This is a genomic window from Halogeometricum limi, assembly GCF_900115785.1.
GTDB lineage: Archaea > Halobacteriota > Halobacteria > Halobacteriales > Haloferacaceae > Halogeometricum > Halogeometricum limi.
Genome location: NZ_FOYS01000002.1, coordinates 306,827 through 325,302, shown reverse-complemented (window position 1 = coordinate 325,302; position 18,476 = coordinate 306,827). Strand labels below are relative to the sequence as shown.

15 protein-coding genes and 2 pseudogenes are annotated in these 18,476 nt (G+C 64.8%); 11 read left to right on the top strand and 6 right to left on the bottom strand.

Annotation, left to right across the window (positions count from 1 at the left end; translation table 11 throughout):
• The first annotated feature begins 242 nt into the window (after window positions 1-242).
• A complete protein-coding gene (locus tag BM282_RS06545) occupies window positions 243-917 on the top strand; it encodes an archaellin/type IV pilin N-terminal domain-containing protein (protein WP_089878228.1) in 675 nt (224 codons plus the stop codon).
• A 10-nt stretch (window positions 918-927) separates the two neighbouring features.
• A complete protein-coding gene (locus tag BM282_RS06540) occupies window positions 928-1,569 on the top strand; it encodes an archaellin/type IV pilin N-terminal domain-containing protein (RefSeq protein ID WP_089878225.1) in 642 nt (213 codons plus the stop codon).
• 161 nt (window positions 1,570-1,730) lie between these two features.
• Here BM282_RS06540 and BM282_RS06535 read toward each other — a convergent pair whose 3' ends face one another.
• Entirely contained in the window at window positions 1,731-2,477 is a 747-nt protein-coding gene (locus tag BM282_RS06535; protein ID WP_089878222.1) for an RAD55 family ATPase, read from the bottom strand.
• Between the two features lie 308 nt (window positions 2,478-2,785).
• Here BM282_RS06535 and BM282_RS06530 point away from each other — a divergent pair, with 308 nt between their 5' ends.
• The 8 genes and pseudogenes from BM282_RS06530 (at window position 2,786) to BM282_RS06500 (ending at window position 10,403) form a co-directional block, all read left to right on the top strand.
• On the top strand, window positions 2,786-4,183 hold the full coding sequence (locus BM282_RS06530; protein WP_089878220.1) for a flagella accessory protein C: 1,398 nt from the start codon (window positions 2,786-2,788) through the stop codon (window positions 4,181-4,183).
• Window positions 4,167-4,619: a fla cluster protein FlaF gene (locus BM282_RS06525; protein ID WP_089878217.1), complete on the top strand. Its 453-nt coding sequence runs from the start codon at window positions 4,167-4,169 to the stop codon at window positions 4,617-4,619. Before BM282_RS06530 ends, BM282_RS06525 begins: the two co-directional genes overlap by 17 nt.
• 1 nt (window position 4,620) lies before the next feature.
• Complete coding sequence (locus BM282_RS06520) at window positions 4,621-5,070, top strand: CARDB domain-containing protein (protein ID WP_089878214.1); 450 nt, start codon at window positions 4,621-4,623, stop codon at window positions 5,068-5,070.
• A gap of 2 nt (window positions 5,071-5,072) precedes the next feature.
• Window positions 5,073-5,822 (top strand): ATPase domain-containing protein, encoded by a 750-nt coding sequence (locus tag BM282_RS06515; protein WP_089878211.1) that lies wholly within the window; start codon window positions 5,073-5,075, stop codon window positions 5,820-5,822.
• Window positions 5,822-6,218: pseudogene (locus BM282_RS19015) on the top strand (type II/IV secretion system ATPase subunit); the annotation flags it as partial. The gene BM282_RS06515 and the pseudogene BM282_RS19015, both read left to right, overlap by 1 nt.
• A gap of 50 nt (window positions 6,219-6,268) precedes the next feature.
• Window positions 6,269-7,489, top strand: a pseudogene (locus BM282_RS06510) (type II/IV secretion system ATPase subunit); the annotation flags it as partial.
• Window positions 7,490-7,491: 2 nt separating this feature from the next.
• Entirely contained in the window at window positions 7,492-9,243 is a 1,752-nt protein-coding gene (gene flaJ, locus BM282_RS06505) for an archaellar assembly protein FlaJ (protein WP_089878207.1), read from the top strand.
• Entirely contained in the window at window positions 9,240-10,403 is a 1,164-nt protein-coding gene (locus tag BM282_RS06500; RefSeq protein WP_245758318.1) for a CheF family chemotaxis protein, read from the top strand. The genes flaJ and BM282_RS06500 overlap by 4 nt, the downstream gene beginning before the upstream one ends.
• Window positions 10,404-10,690: 287 nt before the next feature.
• Here the strand turns inward: BM282_RS06500 and BM282_RS06490 are convergent, their stop codons facing one another.
• From BM282_RS06490 to cheB, 4 genes are read right to left on the bottom strand one after another with little or no spacing between them, the layout of a single operon-like run.
• Window positions 10,691-11,575, bottom strand: coding sequence for a CheF family chemotaxis protein (locus BM282_RS06490; protein WP_089878202.1), 885 nt, complete (start codon window positions 11,573-11,575; stop codon window positions 10,691-10,693).
• 14 nt (window positions 11,576-11,589) lie between these two features.
• Window positions 11,590-12,423 carry a CheR family methyltransferase gene (locus tag BM282_RS06485; RefSeq protein ID WP_089879461.1) on the bottom strand — a complete coding sequence of 278 codons (834 nt, stop codon included), beginning with the start codon at window positions 12,421-12,423 and terminating at the stop codon, window positions 11,590-11,592.
• Window positions 12,423-15,044: a chemotaxis protein CheA gene (locus BM282_RS06480; protein WP_089878199.1), complete on the bottom strand. Its 2,622-nt coding sequence runs from the start codon at window positions 15,042-15,044 to the stop codon at window positions 12,423-12,425. The genes BM282_RS06485 and BM282_RS06480 overlap by 1 nt, the downstream gene beginning before the upstream one ends.
• 3 nt (window positions 15,045-15,047) lie before the next feature.
• Window positions 15,048-16,151 (bottom strand): chemotaxis-specific protein-glutamate methyltransferase CheB, encoded by a 1,104-nt coding sequence (gene cheB, locus BM282_RS06475; protein ID WP_245758323.1) that lies wholly within the window; start codon window positions 16,149-16,151, stop codon window positions 15,048-15,050.
• A 346-nt stretch (window positions 16,152-16,497) separates the two neighbouring features.
• Between cheB and BM282_RS06465 the strand changes: the two genes are divergently transcribed.
• Entirely contained in the window at window positions 16,498-16,977 is a 480-nt protein-coding gene (locus BM282_RS06465; protein WP_089878194.1) for a chemotaxis protein CheW, read from the top strand.
• Between the two features lie 147 nt (window positions 16,978-17,124).
• Here the strand turns inward: BM282_RS06465 and BM282_RS06460 are convergent, their stop codons facing one another.
• Window positions 17,125-18,456, bottom strand: coding sequence for an MFS transporter (locus tag BM282_RS06460; protein WP_089878191.1), 1,332 nt, complete (start codon window positions 18,454-18,456; stop codon window positions 17,125-17,127).
• Window positions 18,457-18,476 lie beyond the last annotated feature (20 nt).

Here is an 18,476-nt window from a genome sequence, read left to right as displayed (position 1 = left end):
GCCCGACGCTGGGCCTGTTCTCTCCTTTTTCGTCTTTCGACGACGTTTCGACCCCCAACTGTTCGACCGCGGACTCACGTTCGCCCTCGCGTACGCGCACTATTTTACTCACGGCCGTGTGCTGGCTCTGTTATCGGCTCCGATAATTGGGACCGTAGCGTTATGTACGTAACACTGATTGTCAGTATCGTAGGTCTTCTCCTCCGGCAAGGGGGTGGGGCCGTACTGGAGATATACAACCCATGTTCGAACAATTTGACGCCGACCGCGGTCAGGTCGGTATCGGTACGCTCATCGTGTTCATCGCGATGGTCCTCGTCGCGGCAATCGCCGCGGGGGTCCTCGTGAACACGGCTGGCTTCCTGCAGGCGACTGCGCAGGACGCCGGGCAGGAAAGTGTTAACAAAGTTACCAACCGCGTCGACGTCGTCAGCACACACGGCATCGTCAACGACACCGGCAGCGGTCTCGCGGTCGACAGTCTGAACCTGACGGTTCGACTCGCCGCAGGTTCCGGCAGTGTCTCGCTCGAAGATACGACCATCAAGTACGTGAGCGACGACACCGCGCGCAACCTCGTGTACAAAAACGCAACGACGGACGCCGACGGCACGCAACTCGGTCCCGTTCACGAGTACAACATCAGCGGAAACGACCAGGGTCTGAACTCGACAGAGTTCACGGCGTACGCCCTCGAAGACGGTGACGACACGTCGTTCCCCGTCCTCAGCACGCAGGGCGACCGCTACGAGATGGTCATCAACACCTCGGTCGTCGAAGCGAACGGCGAAGGCGTCAGCACCGGCGATTCCGTGAAGCTCGAAATCACGAGCCGCTCCGGTGGTTCGACGCAGGTCATCCTGACGATGCCCCAGCAGCTCGCGGGCAAGAACAACAACGACCCAATCGCTCTCTAAGATAAGACCAATGTTCAACAAACTATTCAACGACGACGACCGCGGTCAGGTCGGCATCGGGACGCTCATCGTGTTCATCGCGATGGTCCTCGTCGCGGCCATCGCCGCGGGGGTCCTCGTGAACACGGCCGGCTTCCTGCAGGCGACCGCAGAAGACGCCGGACAGCAGAGCGTGGACAAGGTGACGAACCGCGTCGAAGTGCTCAACCAGCACGGCGTCGTCGGCGACGACACCATCCGCAGCATCAACCTGACCGTCCGCCTCGCGGCCGGTTCCAGCAGCGTCGACATGAACGAGACGTCGATCAAGTACCTCAGCGCGACCAACGTGCAAACGCTGACGAACCAGACGATCGTCGGAGATGACGGCACGGCGAACGTCGCCGACGCCGACGAGTTCGGTCTCACCGAGGTTACGGACGACGACGGGTCGTTCGGCGTGCTCAACAGCATGAACGACCGCTACGAGGTCGTCATCAACACGTCCGACGTCGAAGCGGGAGCGAACGACGCGGGTCACACGAACGGCCTCACCACGGGCGAGCAGGTCACGCTCGAAATCACGAGCCGAACGGGCGGCACGACGCAGGTCATCCTGACGATGCCCCAGCAACTCGCCGGTAAGGACGCGGGCGACCCCGTCGAACTCTAAGTTCGGCGCTCACTCCGAATCGCTTTTCGACTCTCCCATTTTTCACGGACGCTGACACGGTAGCGGCGGCACTCGCTCGGGACAGAGACGCGTCGTCCGACGCGGACGCACTGCTCCGGGGAGTGACGAACGCGAGACGGAGAGTCAGGAGGGGCGGGCCGTTACTCTAAGTCGCCTTCTTCGCCGAACCACGGCGGCGACTCGCCGACCATCGAGAACCCGGCCGCCTGCTCGTAGATCTGAATTCCGCCCTCGTTGATCTCTAAGGGGAACATCGAGTTCTTGATCGACTGCTTGCGCATCTTCGCGACCCAGACGTACCGGTTGCTCGTCGCGCCGGCGGGACTCTGGATGAGGTAGATGTTCCCGTCGGTGAGGAAGTTCTCCAGCCCGATTTCGGTCTCGGGGAAGATGGCCGACTGCTCGGTCGTCAGAAGCGAGGTCAGATCGCTCTCTTTCAGGATGTCGATGAACTTCAGGAGGTACTGACGCTGCTCTTTCTCGTCTTCGAAGAACAGCTGGAACATCGTCAGCGAGTCCAGGACGAGTCGGTCGTAGGAGGTGTCCTGAAGGTCGTCGAGGATGCGGTCGAGCGTCGAGGAGAAGTCACCGTCCCGGAGGAGCGTCCGCTTGTCGTACACTTTGATCTTCCCCTCGTCGACGTACTCCGACCAGCGGTCGAAGCCGATGGACTCGGCGGCCTCTCGGATGTCGTCTTCGGCCTCCTCGAACGTGAGGTAGATTCCGCCTTCGTCGAACTGGTCGACGCCGTTGTAGAGATACTGCAGACCGAGGATACTCTTCCCCGTCCCGGGGTTGCCACTGATGAGCACCGCGGCGTTCTTTACGATACCGCCGTTGAGGATGGAGTCGAGTCCGTCGACTCCGGTTTTTACGAGTTCTGGCATAGATGTTCACCCTCCATATAGGCTATCGGTTGGCTGTTCGGTCTTCCACCCGGATAATTCTTCTCACACGGGCTGAGACAGCGGTCTACCCCTCTGCCGCGGGTCCGACGTGTCGTATCACCGCTGATAATTTGGTGGCAACATTCTTGTACTGATGACTGTTCATTGGAGTCAATGCTACCTGTTCCCCCGACGTCGGAGTGCCCATCCGGCCGGGAACCGGCGAGACACCGGAGTGAGGGCCGCGTGTCTCAGTCGGACGGTGAGCGAGGCCACGCGGCCGTCCGCACACGACGGAGGCGAGACGGATGGGAATGATGGACTGGATAGACGGGGAAGACGAGGACGCGCTACCCGATGGTGACGCGACGGGTCTCGCGACGGACGGCCTCGGGTTCGACGAGGACCTCGACGACTTTTCCGACGACTTCGGTGACTTCGGAGACGAGGCGGACGACATGGACGGCTTCGACGACGAAGACGGCGACTTCGGCGGTGGCGGTGGCGGCGGCGGCGTCGACCCCGACACCGTCGCCGAACTGGAAGACCGCGTCTCCGAACTGGAGAACGAGGTCAGCGCCACGTCGTCCGGGATGAACACCGTCCGCGAGGAGAACAAACAGATCGGCGAGACCGTCGAAGAACTCGACGACACCATCCGCAAACTGCTCGACATCTACGAGATGGTGACGCGCGGAATCAACCCGTTCGTCGACGACGCCCGCGAGATGGGCGGACTCGAAGGCGGCGGGTCGTTCGGCCTGTTCGAGGCCGAAGAGGAGGAAGAAGAACACCTCGACCCCGACGTCGTGAGCGCCGACGCCGAGAGTTTCTTCGACGAAGACTTCGGCGACTTCGACTCCGAGGCGGAGGCCGAAGAGGCCGAGTTGGCCGCCGGCGACGAACTCTCCGAGAACGAACGGGACGACCCCTCGGAGATTCTCGGCGAGGAGGACCCGATGGTCGAAGACGACGGGGAGGACGAACCGAGCACCAGCGGGTCGAGCTTCGACGACCTGAAAGCCGAGTACGAGGAGGGAGACGGCTGGGAAGACGACGACGCGGACGTCGACGACAGCCCCCTCGACGCCGACGACCTGGCGGTCGAAGACGACGACGTCCCCACCACCGAGGAACTCGTCGGCGACGACGCGGACGACGCGGACGCGGACGAGGCCGAGGCGGCCGACGAAGCCGAATCGGAGTTCCTCGGTGCGACCGACGAACCCGACGCGTCCGAAGCAGCCGAACCGGACACCGGGTCGTTCGAGTTCGAGACGTCGGACACCGCGGAGACCACAGGCTCCGACTCGGGAGCGCAGGCCGAGCAGACGTCCGGACAGACCGCCGACGCGACGGCGGACGCCGACGTCTACCTCAGCGCCCTCCCGGCGAGTTACGTCGCCGAATCGGTCGCGCTGGAGTGGACGCGCTTTCTGGTCTCGGTCGGCGGCGCCATCGGCGCGGCGCGCGCCCTCCGGCAGTACCGCGAACAGGAGTGGATATCCCGCACCGTCGAGAGACAGATGAACGCGCACGTCCGAAACGCGGCGTCGTCGACGACAGCGGAGGAACCGCGTGACCTCCGCGTCGAACACCACAAAGAGAGCCTCACGTACGTGAGCAGGCTGGCTGGCGACGTCGCCGAAGCGCGTCTGCTCGAAGAACTGTCGCATCGGGGGGGTCACCGTGGGATTCGGCGTTAGCGGCTCGACGGCGATAATCTTCCTCGGTGTCCTCGTCTGCACGGGGACGCTGTACACCGCCGCGGCGGGGAGCGCAGAGCAACTCTCCGACGCACGGGACGCCACCGACGAACGACTCCTCGACCAGCGAAACACGGCGATAAACATCACCTCGGCCAGTTACACGAACAACAACGGCAGCTATCCGACCTCTATCGAAGTCGAGAACACCGGGACGACGACGTTGTCCGTCAACGACACCTCGCTACTCGTCGACAACGAGTACAGAGCGCTCAGTAACTCGACCGTACTGGAGGTCGACGGCACCGCCGGGACGGACATCTGGGCCCCCGGAGAGACGCTCCTCGTGGAGTTCTCCGGGGACGACGCGCCCCAGCGAGTCAAGTTCGTCACCGAGTACGGCGTCGCCGACGCGAACGAGACGGTGGTGAACTGAGATGGCGGACGTCTCCGCACCGACGCTCATCCTGTTCATCGCGAGTCTCGTCATCGCGGCGGGCGTCTCGGGCGTGCTCATCAACACGGTCACCGACATCAGTAGCGCGCTAGACGACCGAGGCGCGGACGTCTCGAAGAACATCCGGACCGACATGGAGGTTATCAGCGACTCGGAGTCGGCCGTCTACAACAGCACCTCCGGAAACCTTACGTTGTACGTGAAGAACACCGGAACGAGATCGATCCCCGCGACGGGGCAGTCGTTCGACGTCATCGTCGACGCGCAGTACCAGACCGACGTCACCGTCACCGTCGTGGACGGGGAGACGGGGTGGCAACCACACGGGGTCGTCAAGGTGGTCGTGAGCGGTCTCTCGCTCGACTCCGGCGACCACCGCGCGAAACTCATCGTCGACGGCGACGAGGAGATATTCCAGTTCAGAACGTAATCATGAAATCGAATCACTTCTCACTCGGGCTACAACAGCACGACCGGTTACAGAAGGAACTCGGGGGCGGGATTCCGAAGGGGTCTATCGTCCTCATCGAAGGGGACTACGGCGCCGGAAAGAGCGTCCTCTCCCAGCGGTTCACCTACGGGTTCAGTCGAGAAGATATCGTGACGTCGCTCATCTCGACGGAGTTGGGCGTGCGGGGCTTTCTCGACCAGATGCACTCGCTGTCGTACGACATGGTGAAACCGCTTCTCGACGAAGAAGTGCTGTTCATCCCGGCGGAGATAGACGCCTCGGGGACGCTCACCGGCGGCGCGTCGAAAGAGCGAAAGCAACTCCTCCGGCGACTCATGGAGGCCGAGACGCTCTGGGAGGCGGACGTGACCATCATCGACACGTTCGACGCCATCCTGCGGAACGACCCGCAGTTCGAGGCACTCGTCAGGCAGAACGAGGAGCGACAGGCCGCCTTGGAGATTATCTCCTTCTTCCGCGAACTGACGACGAAGGGGAAGACCATCATCCTCACCGTCGACCCCTCCACCGTGGACGACGACGCCATCGGGCCGTTCCGCTCTATCGCCGACGTCTACCTCCAGTTGGAGATGGTCGAAGTCGGTAACGACGTGCGGCGGAACGTCTTCGTCAAGCGGTTCGCGGGGATGGGCGAACAGGTCGGAGACCGCATCGGGTTCTCGGTCCGGTCGGGAATCGGCATCGTCATCGAGAGTCGGAGCGTGGCATAATGGCGACCGAACACGGCTCTGCGAAACTGTCCGACGACCTGAAACAGCACGCGATGCGCTGGGGACACCTGCGCGACCACCTCAAACGCTTCCGGCAGATAACGGGTGAGTTCCCGATGCTCATCGACGAGGCGTCCGGGGAGTACGAATCCCGGCGGCCGAACGTCATCTACCACCTCGGCGGCCCCATCTACGCGCAGGTGTACGGCAACTTCGGTGAGACGACGAAGTACTACACCATCGAACCGGAACTCGACGACGACGAACACGAGATATTCGACCAGGTGAAGGACAAACTCCTCGAACGCTCGGTGTCGAAACCGGCACCCGAAGCCGACGTCGAGTACGAGGACCGCATCGAAGAGTTACTCGAAGAGATCGTCATGCTGGAGGGAAAACAGCAGGGGCGGGTTCACGAACTCATCCAGCGACTCGACATCGGGCCCGTGCAGGTCACAGAGGAGACGTACGAGAAGATTCAGTACCGTCTCGTCCGCGACATCGTCGGCCTCGGCCCCCTCGAACCCATCATGCGCGACCCGGCGAACGAGGACATTCACGTCATCGGTCCCCGGCAGGTCGACGTCGACCACGGGGTCTACGGTCTGCTGGAGACGACCGTCGAGTTCGACTCGAAAGACCAGTTCGACAACTGGCTTCGGAACATGGGTGAGCGAATCGGCGACCCCGTCTCCGACGCGCACCCCATCGTCGACTCGACGCTCCCGGACGGGTCGCGTATCAACATCATCTACTCCGACGACGTGTCGCTGAAGGGGTCCAGCCTCACCATCCGTCAGGGCGACGACGTCCCCCTGTCGGTGTTCCAAATCGCGAAGTGGGGAACGCTCTCGCCGGAGCTGTGCGCGTACCTCTGGATGGCGCTGGAGAACGAGCGGACCATCTTCGTCGTCGGCGAGACGGCGTCCGGGAAGACGACGACGCTGAACGCCATCCTCTCGTTCATCCCGCAGGACTCGAAGATATACACCGCAGAGGACACCGCGGAGGTCCTTCCGCCGCACGACACGTGGCAGCAACTCCTCACGCGCGAGGGACGCGGGGCCGACTCCGAGGTGGACATGTTCGACCTCGTCGCCGCCGCCCTCCGTTCGCGTCCAGACTACATCATCGTCGGGGAGGTCCGTGGTGAAGAGGGCCGGATGGCGTTCCAGGCCGCCCAGACCGGTCACCCGGTGATGCTCACGTTCCACGCCTCGGACATCGTCTCGATGATCCAGCGTTTCACCGGCGACCCCATCCACGTCCCGGAGACGTTCATGTCGAACTGCGACATCGCCCTGTTCCAGAACCGGGTCAAACGCGGCAACGACACCCTCCGCCGCGTGACGAGCGTCCAAGAGATAGAGGGGTACTCGAAGGAGATGGGCGGCGTCGTCACCCGTGAGGCGTTCTACTGGGACCCCGTCGAGGACGAAATCGTGTTCCAGGGCCGGAACAACTCGTTCATCATGGAGGAGAAGATCGCGACGCTCCTCGGCTACGACGACACGCGGAAGATATACGACGACATCGAGTACCGCACCGAGATCGTCAACCGCGCCATCCAGGAGAACATCACGGGCTACCACGAAGTGAACGAACTCATCGAGGACTTCCAGCGGGACGGCGCCGAGGGCCTCCCGTTCGACATGGCGAGGCTGTAGCGATGTCCGAGGCGAGTACCACGGAGGGGTTCGGCGCACAGACCAGACAGGTGCGCGCGTTTCTCGACTCGGTCTTAGAGTCGTACGAGCGCATGCCGATGCCGATGCAGCGCTACGGAGTCGTCGTGTTGCTCCCGGCGTCGGTGTTCTTCCTCGTGGCACTCGTCGGTGCCCTCGCGCTTCCGCTCCCGTTACTCGTCCGCATCCCCGTGTTCCTCCTCGGTTCGCTCGTCCTCGCGGGCGCGCTGTTGTATCCGCGACTCCTCGTCGAGGAACAGCGCCGCGGCTTGGAGAACCAACTGCACCTCCTCATCACCCACATGACGGTGCTGTCGACGACCAACATCGACCGCGTGTCGGTGTTTCGGCAACTGGGGCGAGAAGAGGAGTACGGCGAACTCGCCATCGAGATGCGCCGCATCACCCAACTGGTCGATACGTGGAACCAGTCGTTGGACGACGCCTGCGAGCGTCGGGCCCGACAGGTGCCCTCGAAACCGCTCGCGGACTTCCTGGACAGACTCGCGTACTCGCTCGGGGCGGGCCAGCAGATAGACGACTTCCTCCTCGGCGAGCAGAACGCGATGGTCCAGAAGTACATCACCGTCTACGAGAGCGCCCTCGGAAACCTCGAAGTGATGAAAGACCTCTACCTCTCGATGATTCTCTCGATGACGTTCGCGGTCATCAACGCCATCGTCCTGCCCATCCTCACGGGGACGGACGCGACGATGACTATCGCGGCGGTCATCGTGCTGTTCGTCTTCGTCCAACTCGGCTTCTACTACGTCATCAAGACGATGTCGCCGTACGACCCGCTCTGGTACGTCCAAGACGAGTACCGGACGAAGGCCGACCGTCAGATAGACATCGCGCTGTACGGCGCCGTCGCGCTCTCGTTCGTCCTCGTCATGGTGCTGGCGCTCGGAACCGCCGGGTTCACTGACGTCGGGATGTCCGTCCGCGCGGTGATGCTCGACACGCCCGTCCCCATCCTCATCGCCGCACCGCTCACGCCGCTGGCCATCCCCGGCATCATCGCCCGACGGCACGAGAACCGCATCAAGGAACGCGACGAGGAGTACCCCGGATTTATCCGCGCGCTCGGTGCCTCCGAGACGGCGAAGCAGAGTACGACGACGGCCGTCCTGAAGACGCTCCGAACGAAGGACTTCGGCGTCCTCTCGCGGGAGATAGACCGCCTGTACGTCCGGCTCAACATGCGCATCGGCCCCGGACGGTCGTGGTTCTTCTTCACCGCCGAGTCCAGTTCCTACCTCATCCAGAAGTTCAGCGAGATGTACAACGTCGGACGGCAGATGGGTGGCAAGCCGAAACAGCTCGGCGAACTCATCTCCCGGAACATGAACGAGGTCATCAAACTCCGACGGCAGCGCCAACAGGCGACGGTGACGCTCATCGGCGTCCTCTACGGTATCACGGCGTCGGCGTCGTTCGCGTTCTTCATCGGCCTCGAAGTCGTCGAGATTCTGGCGTCGTTCTCGACGAAGATGAACCTCGGACAGATGCAGTTCGGACAACTCATCTACGCCGGCGTGTACGACATCCCGTTCATCGAGTATCTGCTCGCGCTCATCATCCTGTTCAACGCGCTGTTGTCGTCGCTGATGATCCGGATGGTCGACGGCGGGCACAAGGCGAACGCCTACCTCCACTTCGTGGTCCTCGTGTGGATCGGCTGTGCGAGTGCCGTCGCGACCTCTTCGCTCGCAGGAGCACTGATCAGTGTATGACGGACGAACTCGGCTCCGACACCGGCGTACCGACACCGACACCCGACGAGGGCGTCGAGACCGACTACCTCGCGGATTCGCGCACGGCGTCGCTTCGAACCGACGGCGGGAGCGACGGGGCAGACACCGACACCGGCGAGACGGCGGCGTCGCCCGCGTCGACCGGTGCGACGGGAGAAGACCTGCTCGAAGCCTACCGGAACAAGAAAGACGCGGCGGACGACGCGTCCGAGACGGACGCGGAACGCGAACGACGACTCAGACGGTCGAAGAACGGCGAGTCGATAATCGTCGACTTCGTCGCGAACTTCGTCGCCGGCGGAGAGGCGACGTTCGAACCGGTGAAAGGGCGCGTCCTGATGAGCGAACGCCGCCTCATCCTCGCCACCTCCGAGACGAAGACGGTGGTCCCCATCACCTCCATCTTCGACATCGCCGTGGGACAGGTCCCCGCAGAGGTCGAGGAGTTCTTCGACTACACGGTGATGGTCGGGTACGTCGTCGGCAACCGCCGGCGCACGACGGTCATCGGCGGCGACAGAGAGACCATCGAGAAGTTCTCGTTACTCCTCTTCCGGGCGGTCCTGAACGGGTCGACGACCCACGTGAAACACCCCGCGAAGGTGGGCGGGCGCGTGATGGACACGCCGAAGCGCAAGACCGGACTCCACCTCGACTACGAGTCCGTCGTCTTCCCCGGCAACGACGAACTCGGAGAGACGGAGGGACCGTTCGAGATAGACCTTGCCTCCGTCATCTTCTTCGAGGTCATCGAACGGACCATCGACGACGAGAAGCGACTCGTCCTCTCGGTACAACACGTCGAGAACGGCCAGACGGTCACCTCGGAGATGTCGATGGGGTCGCGCCGGAAGATGAACATCCTCGGCCGCTACCTGCGTCTCATCTACCACTGGATAAAGAGCGACGTCCGCGACGTGGAAGTCGAAGAGGAGACGCTCGAAGTGCTCGTCGGTCTCTACTCGACCGGTCCGGGAATCGACCTCGCGTCGCTCTTGGACCTCGACGAGGCCGAACTCGCGAGTCGCCTCGGCGAACTGTACGACGACAACCTCATCACCGAATCGGAACTCCCCTGCGACCTCACTCCGCAGGGCCGGTTCGTCGTCAACGAGGAGATAGAGGGCGTCAACGTCTGAGGCGCGTATCTGCGCTCTGCGTTCGGTCTCTCGGTCTCTTCTCGGCGACAACTCGGTCGCACGCCCGCGCTTGTCCTACCTCGTCACACTCGTCCGCGACCGCCGACGTGTCGCTCTCCGGTGTCTTCTGTTCTCGGAGAATCTCGAATCGGTCGGTCGTCGGGTCGGTCGTCGGGTCGGTCGTCGGGTCGGTCGTGGCGGTCGGTCGTCGGGTCGGTCGTCGGGTCGGTCGTGGCGGTCGGTCGTCGGGTCGGTCGTGGCGGTCGGTCGTCGGCGCGTCCCCGAGGTCACATGTTCGCGCCTTGGTCGTCGATGGCGTCCGCCGCGATGGACCGTCCGCGCGCGTTGAGTTCGACCTCGTGTCGAATTCGGACCTCGTCTAAGACGTGGTGGTCGATGAGTCTGACGAACAGTTCCTCCACGTCGTCCACGTCGATACCGAGGAACGCGGGGATGTCGAACGGCGAGACGCCCGAGTACAGCGCCATCAGCACCTGCTTGTCCTGTTTGGACAGTTCGAGCGCCGTCTCGGACTGCTCTTCGCCGATACGGAGCAGCGACTTCAGGATGCTCACCGGACGCTCGGGACCGGAGATGTACGTCTGGAGACTCGTCCCCTCGTCGTTCGAGTGTTCGACTTCGATGACCTCGCGCGGTTCCTCGCGGACGGTCCGCCGACCCATCTCGATGTCGCCGATGTCGTCCAGTCTGACGTGGACGAACGACCCCGAGACGGTCGCGATACTGACGGCTTCGTCCTCGACTTTCATGCGAGCGCCCTCCCACTCGGTGTTCTGGACGACGCCGCCCTCGACGGCGGGGTGCCGAACGAGGAACCGAACCGAGTTGAGCAGCGCGCCGTACAGTTCGAGTTCGAACTCCTCGAAGTCCTTCGGGGCGACGAGCACCACGTTCTCGCCGTCGTCGTACTGCAACGCCAGGTAGTCGGAGACGGTGGCGATACGCTGGTTCACGTCGAACCGGCCGCCGAGTTGCTGGATAGAGGAGAGCGGGAACGTCCGCTTACCTCCCGTCCCCGCGAGGATGAGTCGCTGGTTCGAGAGGAGGATGCGCCCGTTCGTCCAGTTCGCGTCGTTCAGCTTTCGGCCGCCGCGCTTGACTTGGAGGAACCGACCGCTCGTGTCCGCGACCTTCTTTTCTCCGGGTTTCATCGTCTCAGCTCACCTCACGAAGTCGTGTCGTTCGCGGCGTTTCGGTAGATTCTGAGGCGTTTCTCGACGGGGTCGAACCGACCGCGACAGGACTGCGGAACCGTCTCGGTCATCCCGATGGTGAGATAGCCGTCGGGGGTGAGAGACGACCCGAGCGTGTCGAATATCGCCTGCTTCGCCTCGGTGTTGATGTATATAAACAGGTTCCGGCAGACGACGAGGTCGAACGTGTCCGGCGGGCGCTGTTGGACCAGGTCGTGGCGGCGGAACGACACCAACGACTGCACCGCGTCGCTCACGCGGTACACGTCGTCGTCGCGTTCGACGTACTGCTCGTAGCCGTCGAGCGGTTCGAGTTGCGACGTCACGTCGTTCGTCTCCGAGACGTGGTACTCGCCCGCCCGGGCGGCGCGGAGTATCTCCGGTTTGATATCGGTGCCGAGGATGGAGACGTTTCGCGGGTCGATTCGGTCGTCGTCGTGCGCCAGCATCGCCAGCGAGTACGCCTCGCGGCCGTCCGAACACGCCGCGCTCCAGACGTTGACCCGCCGGTTCGACTGCGCGATGTCCGCGAGTACCTCTCTGAGCGCCGTCCACACCTCTGGATTGCGGAAGAAACTGGTGACGTTGACGCTCAGGGAGTTCAGCAACGCCCGCTGCTCTTCGTCGTCGTCGCCCAGCAACGACTGGTAGGCGTCGTAGTCGTCGACGCCGCGGCGACGCATCCGCGCGGAGATTCGCCGGTCGAGGTACGCGTCGTTGTACGAACTCGTCGCGAACGACAGCGACTCCTCGACGTACTCGAGCAGACGCCGAAACGCGGGGTCGGACGATTCGGCTCTCGCCATCAGTCGGCGGCCTCCTCGACGCCGGCCGCGTCGGAGTCGGACGACTCCCCGTTCGCGTCCGACGGCGGCGTCCACTCGCGCATCGCCTCCTTACCGCCGTCCGGCAGTTCGAGCGTGCTCACGTCGAGGATGGGGATGACGTTCCCGTCGCCGATGACGGCCGTGCCGGAGAGCCCCTGCGTTCCGCTGAGCGGCCCTTGAAGCGGCGTGACGACGACTTCCTCCTGTCGGGTGACGTGGTCGCAGTGGAGTGCGACCTGTCTGTCCTCCGGACGGATGCGAACGATCATGCCCGTCTCTCGCTCGTCGATGTCCACGTCGAGGGCGTCGCGGAGGCGGACGAGCGGGTAGATGGCGTCCTCGTGGACGACGACTTCCGCGCCGTTGACCGTCTCGACTTTCTGTCGGCGGGATATCTCGTCGATGTACTTGATGGGGACGCCGAACTCGCGTTCGCCGACGCGGACGAAGAGCACCTTGATGATGGCGACGGAGACGGGCAGGCGGATGGTGAACACCGACCCCTCGCCGGGCGTGCTGGTCACCGTCGCGGACCCGTCGAGCGCTTCGACGGTGGTCTTCACCACGTCCATGCCGACGCCGCGACCGCTCACGTCCGTTATCTCGTCGTTCGTGGAGAACCCCGGGTGGAAGATGTAGTCGTACACCTCCTCGTCGGGGAGTTCGTTCAGTTCCTCGCGGGTGGCTAGCCCCTTCGAGACGGCCTTGCTCCGCACCGCGTCGGCGTCGATGCCGCTCCCGTCGTCGGTGACGGTGATGACGACGGTGTCGTGTTCGCGCCGGGCGGCCAGTTCGATGGTCCCGGTTCGGGACTTCCCGTTGGCCTCGCGTTCGTCCGGCGACTCGATGCCGTGGTCCACGGCGTTCCGCAGGACGTGCATCAAGGGGTCGGATATCTCGTCGAGGATGGTCCGGTCGAGTTCGATGTCCGCGCCCTCCACGTTGAACCGAACGCGCTTGTCCTGTTCGCGAGCGATGTCGCGGACCATGCGCGGGAACTTATCGAACACCTTCTTCAGCGGGATGAGTCGCATGTCCATGACGGTGTTCTGGAGGTTCGTCGAAATCTTGTCCAACTCGTCCAACGTGTCGAGTCCGCCCGTCTGGTCGGTCTCGCCCTCCATCGCCTGCCGGAGTTTGATACGACTGGTGACGAGTTGCTCGACGAGTTCGTGGAGTTGGTCGAGTTGGTCCACGTCGACGCGGACGGACTTGACCGCCGAGATGGACCGGTCTTTGTCCTTCTTCTCGCGCGTCTCGGTCCTCTCGGCCTCGGACGTCTCCTGACCGCCGGGCGTCGCCGTCTCGTCGTCGGGGGTTTCCCGCGACGAATCGCCGGTGTCGTCGGTGTCGTCGGTGTCGTCGGTCTGGTCGCTCTCGTCGGTGCCGCCGGGAGCGTCTACGGCGTCGACTGCCGGCGTCGCCTCGGCGGCCGTCCCGGCTTCGGCGGGCGTCTGCGCGTCGGGTTCCGCATCGGATGCGTCGACGGATTCTGCGTCGGATTCGACTCCCGCGTCCGTCTCTGACTCGGCGTGGTCGGCCGCGGATTCCGCGTCGTCAGTCGACGACCCGGCGTACGCGGCTTCGACGGCCGCGACCGCTTCGGCCGCCTCGGCGGGGTCGATACCGTCGCCGTCGGCGTCCGAAGCGCCGGTCGCCTCGGCTTCGGCGTCCGCCACGTCCGTCGCTTCCGCTTCGGCGTCCGCCGTCTCCGCCTCCGTCTCGTCGGTGCCGTCCGGAGCGTCCGCGCCCGCCTCGTCCGCCTCGTTCCGCGGTTCGGCGTCTGCGCCCGCGCTCTCGTCGACGTCCGCGGCCGTCCCGTCGGCGTCCGCGTCGAACTCGTCGGTGAGAATCGCGGAGACGTCGGTGAGTTCGACGCGTTCGACCTTCCAGAGGTCCGCGAGCGTCGGGCCGAGTTCGGACTCGGGGACGTCCGCGACGAACAGCGCAAAGCCGTTCTCGAATCTGCCCTCTTCGATGCTGTCGATGTCGGGGACCGACCCCACGACGTTCACCTCGTCGGGGACGCCGCCGAGGAACAGGCCCGCGTCGACGCCCTTCATCTCACCCGCGTCGAGGTCGATGGCCGCGTGGTAGAGCAGTTCCGTCTCCGCGAACTCGTCGGCGTCGGTGTCGAGCGTCTCGGCGGCGACGGCCAGTGCGTCCGCTCCGCCCGACGCGTCGTCAGTCGCCGCCGAGTCCGCGTTTCCCGCCTCTTCGCCGTCCGCTTCGGCGGCCGCGCGAATCTCTTCGACGAGGTCCATCGGGTCGCTCTTGGACTCGCCGTGTTCTTCGATGTCGTGCAGGATGTCGAGAATCTCGTCCATCCCGTCGAACACGAGGTCCATCCGCTCCGGCGTCACCTCCAGTCGGCCGTGCCGAATCTCGTCCAACAGGTCCTCGACGGCGTGCGCCACCGTCGCGGCGTTGTCGAAACCCATCGCGCCGAAGTTCCCCTTCAGGGTGTGCGCCTGACGGAAGATGTCGTCGATTGCCTCGGTGTCGTCGGGGTTCGACTCCAGTTCGAGCAGCGAGTTGTTCAGTTGGGTGATGCTCTCTTCGGATTCGGTGATGAATGCTTGGTAGAGTTCTTCGTCCATCGTTCACTCCTCTGTGAGTCCGGCAAGAATGTGCGAGGCGATGTCGTCGGCGGGGGAGACTGCGTCGACGCACCCCGTCTCGATGGCTCGCTTCGGCATGCCGAAAATTGCCGACGTGTCTTCGTCCTGTGCGACCGTGTGTCCGCCCGCCTCGTGGATGCGGCCCATCCCGTCGACGCCGTCCCGTCCCATCCCGGTGAGGAGAGCGCCGACGAGGGGGCCGTCGACCGTCTCGACGGCAGAGGCCATCGTGAGGTCTATCGCGGGCTTCACGCCGTGAATCGGTTTCGTGTCCGTGAGCTTCAGCGACAGTCGGCCGTTCCGGTCGCGTTCGGTCACCAGATGCGACCCGCCGGGGGCGACGCGCGCGTCGCCGACGCCGATTCGTTCGCCGTCCGTCGCCTCCCGCACGTCGTACGCCGACCGCGTGTCGAGGCGGTCGGCGAACCGTCGCGTGAACCCCTCGGGCATGTGCTGGACGACGAGGACGCGGAGGTTCGCCATCGCCGGAAGGTCCGACAGGACGCGTTCGACGACGTTCGGACCGCCCGTGGACGCGCCGACGACGAGTGTCGACAGGTCCGGGTACGGCGTGTCGGCGTCCGCGGGCGAGTCGGACGCGTCGTCGGTCGCCGTCCGCTCGTCGCTCTCGCGGCGACTCCGACTCCGACTCCGTTCGGCGGTTCGCGTGCCCGTACTCCGTGGCATCTCTCGGCGGCCCAGCGTCGTCGTGCGCCGGGTCGCAGAGAGGTCCACCGCCGCGGCGGAACGGACCTTCTCGACGAGTTCGCGCTTGACGCGCGGCATCGACGACGTGACCTCGCCCCCGGGTTTCGTGACGAAGTCGACCGCGCCCTTGTCGAGTGCCTCGAACGTCACGTCGGCGTCGTCCTCGGCGTGCGCCGAGAGCATCAACACCGGCGTCGGGTGGTCGTCCATGATGGCTTCCACCGCTTCGATGCCGTTCATCTCGGGCATCTCGATGTCCATCGTCACCACGTCCGGACTGTACTCCGCGACGGTGTCTATCGCCGCGGCACCGTCGGCCGCCTCGGCGACGACGTCGATGTCTCCGTCTTCGAGGAGCGTACGAATGAGCGTCCGCATGAACCGCGAGTCGTCCACGACGACCGCACGCGTCGTTTCACCGCCCGCGTTCGACTCCGACGCGGTACTCACCGTCCCCCACCTCGCACGCGCCCCGTTCGGAGTACTCGTCGCACGTCCCCGTACTGCGCGGAGCGGTCCTCCTGACCGTCTGCACACAGTCTTGCGGACGGCGCGTTTCGTCCTCCGTTCTGACCGCTCATCTCTGTCTATGCTTCCTGAGTAGGGGTCTTAAACGCTCGCCGGCGAGAATCACGGCTGATAATCGGGTACGTACCTTTATGCCCGATTTGACGCGAGAGTGTGACAAGCCGGTGGCGCACGACGCGTCACGGGGGATTACACCATGTCGCAGGAACCACAGACCGCTGCCGTCCCCAGCCCAGACGGGGAAGACGAAGAGTCCGTTCGTGAGATACAGGTCCTCGAGTTCAAACTCGGAGGCGAGACGTACTGCGTCGACATCGAGTACGTCTCCGAAATCGTCGACAAAGGCTCGCTCACGGCCGTCCCGAACGCGCCCGACTACGTCGACGGGGTGATGGACCTCCGCGGTCGGACCACCTCCATCGTCAACCCCAAAGCGCTTCTCAACGTCGACAGCGAGGGCGAATCGAAGCGTATCGTCATCTTCGACGCGAACAAGTTCGAAGACGACGCCGCCATCGGATGGCTGGTAGACGAGGTGTACCAGGTCGTCCGCGTCTCGATGGACGAGATAGAACAGCCACCGCTGGAGAAAGACGACTCCATCGAGGGCGTCATCAAGCGCGACGGCGAACTCGTCATCTGGATCTCGCCGGTCGACGCCGTCGCCCAGCGCTGAGTTCGCGACGGACCCGTTCGCTCTTCTCTCGGTTCTTCTCTCCTCCGGTCGTTCTCACTCTCTCCTCTCTTCGCCCTCACGCTCCGCTCTTCTCCCCTCCGTTCGCTCTCACTCTCCTCTCCCTCCGTCTCACGCGTCGTTCGCTCGCTACAGTCCGGACCCGACGGGCCGGTCTTCGCGCGCGACGACGAGGACGGCGACGAGGACGCACCCGGCGGCGAGGAGGAACGCCGCCGCGTAGCCGAGTGCGGCGGCGACGACGCCGCCGACGGCGCTGCCGAGTCCGCCGCCGAGGCTCCCGAGCGCCGTGTACGCGCCGAGCGCTTCGCTCCGGACCGGTTCGGGAGCGAAGTCGGTGACGAGTCCCGTCGCCGTCACGGCGATGACGGCCCACGAGACGCCGATTGCGGCGAACAGGACGCCGACGGCGACCGGTCCGACCGGCGGCGCGACGACGCCGCCGGCGACGGCGACGAGGGGGAAGAGGACGGCCCGCGAGACGAGCGCTCCCGTCTGGAGGCGCAGACTGTCGACGTGCGTCGCGAGCGTCCCGACGCGGGCGTACGAGACGGCCGACGCCGCCGCCGAGACGACGAACAGGGCGAACACCTCGCCGGTTCCGTAGCCCGCGTCCGTCAGAAACGCCGGAAGCGGCGCGAAGAAGACGGCGAACCCGGCGAAGAACAGCGTCGCCGCGGCCAGGTACCGGCTCAGAGAACCGGAGAACCGACCGCGGAGGCGCGACCGCAAGCCGTCTCGCGATTGGAGCGACCGGACGGCCCAGTAGACGCGCGTCGGACCGAACGGGACGGCCCGCGTCGACCGCCCGCCGACGAGTCCGTTCTGTCGGACGTGACGTAGGAGACGGACGTACCGCCGTTCGGACAGACTCGGCCGTTCGGGGTAGCGAACGTAGACGACGAGGAAGCCGAGGAGGGCGAGGACGGCGCTCGCGACGAAGAACAGTCGCTTCGCCGGGAGGGGCGCGACGCCGAACACCGCCCCGGCGACGGCGGACCACGCCCCGCCCGCGACGAGTCCCGCCAACCAGCCGTAGCCTTGGTACTCGTTCAGGCGGCCGAAGCGGACGGGCCACTCCGTGGGGTCGTATCCGGCGACGACGACGAGGTTCAACACCGGTGCGGCCGCGGCGACGACGAACCACAGCATCGCGTTGGCGACGAGGACCGTCCACGGCGACGAGAGGAACGTGGTACAGAGGAGGACGCCGCCGGTCAGTCCGAGTGCGACGAGGATGAACGGGCGTCGCCGGTGCGTCTTCGCGACGAGTCGCCCCCAGAGAATCGCGCCGGGGACGCCGGCGAACGCCGCCGTCGCGGCGACCAGACTCACGAGGAACGCGCCGGCACCGAGGTCGATGGCGTACAGGGGGACGAGAAGCGACGCCGCACCCACCGCCGCGTATCCGAGTGCCCACCCGTACAGCCACGTGTCGTCGGGACGTTTCGTCGTGTTCACGCTCAGTCACACGACCGACC

Bases quoted from the DNA above. Each gene is read 5' to 3' on its own strand.
- cheB (WP_245758323.1), bottom strand. From the start codon at position 16,151: ATGCGGACGCTCATTCGTACGCTCCTCGAAGACGGAGACATCGACGTC.
- flaJ (WP_089878207.1), top strand. From the start codon at position 7,492: ATGTCCGAGGCGAGTACCACGGAGGGGTTCGGCGCACAGACCAGACAG.
- BM282_RS06545 (WP_089878228.1), top strand. From the start codon at position 243: ATGTTCGAACAATTTGACGCCGACCGCGGTCAGGTCGGTATCGGTACG.
- BM282_RS06465 (WP_089878194.1), top strand. From the start codon at position 16,498: ATGTCGCAGGAACCACAGACCGCTGCCGTCCCCAGCCCAGACGGGGAA.
- BM282_RS06490 (WP_089878202.1), bottom strand. From the start codon at position 11,575: ATGAAACCCGGAGAAAAGAAGGTCGCGGACACGAGCGGTCGGTTCCTC.
- BM282_RS06535 (WP_089878222.1), bottom strand. From the start codon at position 2,477: ATGCCAGAACTCGTAAAAACCGGAGTCGACGGACTCGACTCCATCCTC.
- BM282_RS06530 (WP_089878220.1), top strand. From the start codon at position 2,786: ATGGGAATGATGGACTGGATAGACGGGGAAGACGAGGACGCGCTACCC.
- BM282_RS06500 (WP_245758318.1), top strand. From the start codon at position 9,240: ATGACGGACGAACTCGGCTCCGACACCGGCGTACCGACACCGACACCC.
- BM282_RS06540 (WP_089878225.1), top strand. From the start codon at position 928: ATGTTCAACAAACTATTCAACGACGACGACCGCGGTCAGGTCGGCATC.
- BM282_RS06515 (WP_089878211.1), top strand. From the start codon at position 5,073: ATGAAATCGAATCACTTCTCACTCGGGCTACAACAGCACGACCGGTTA.
- BM282_RS06480 (WP_089878199.1), bottom strand. From the start codon at position 15,044: ATGGACGAAGAACTCTACCAAGCATTCATCACCGAATCCGAAGAGAGC.
- BM282_RS06520 (WP_089878214.1), top strand. From the start codon at position 4,621: ATGGCGGACGTCTCCGCACCGACGCTCATCCTGTTCATCGCGAGTCTC.
- BM282_RS06485 (WP_089879461.1), bottom strand. From the start codon at position 12,423: ATGGCGAGAGCCGAATCGTCCGACCCCGCGTTTCGGCGTCTGCTCGAG.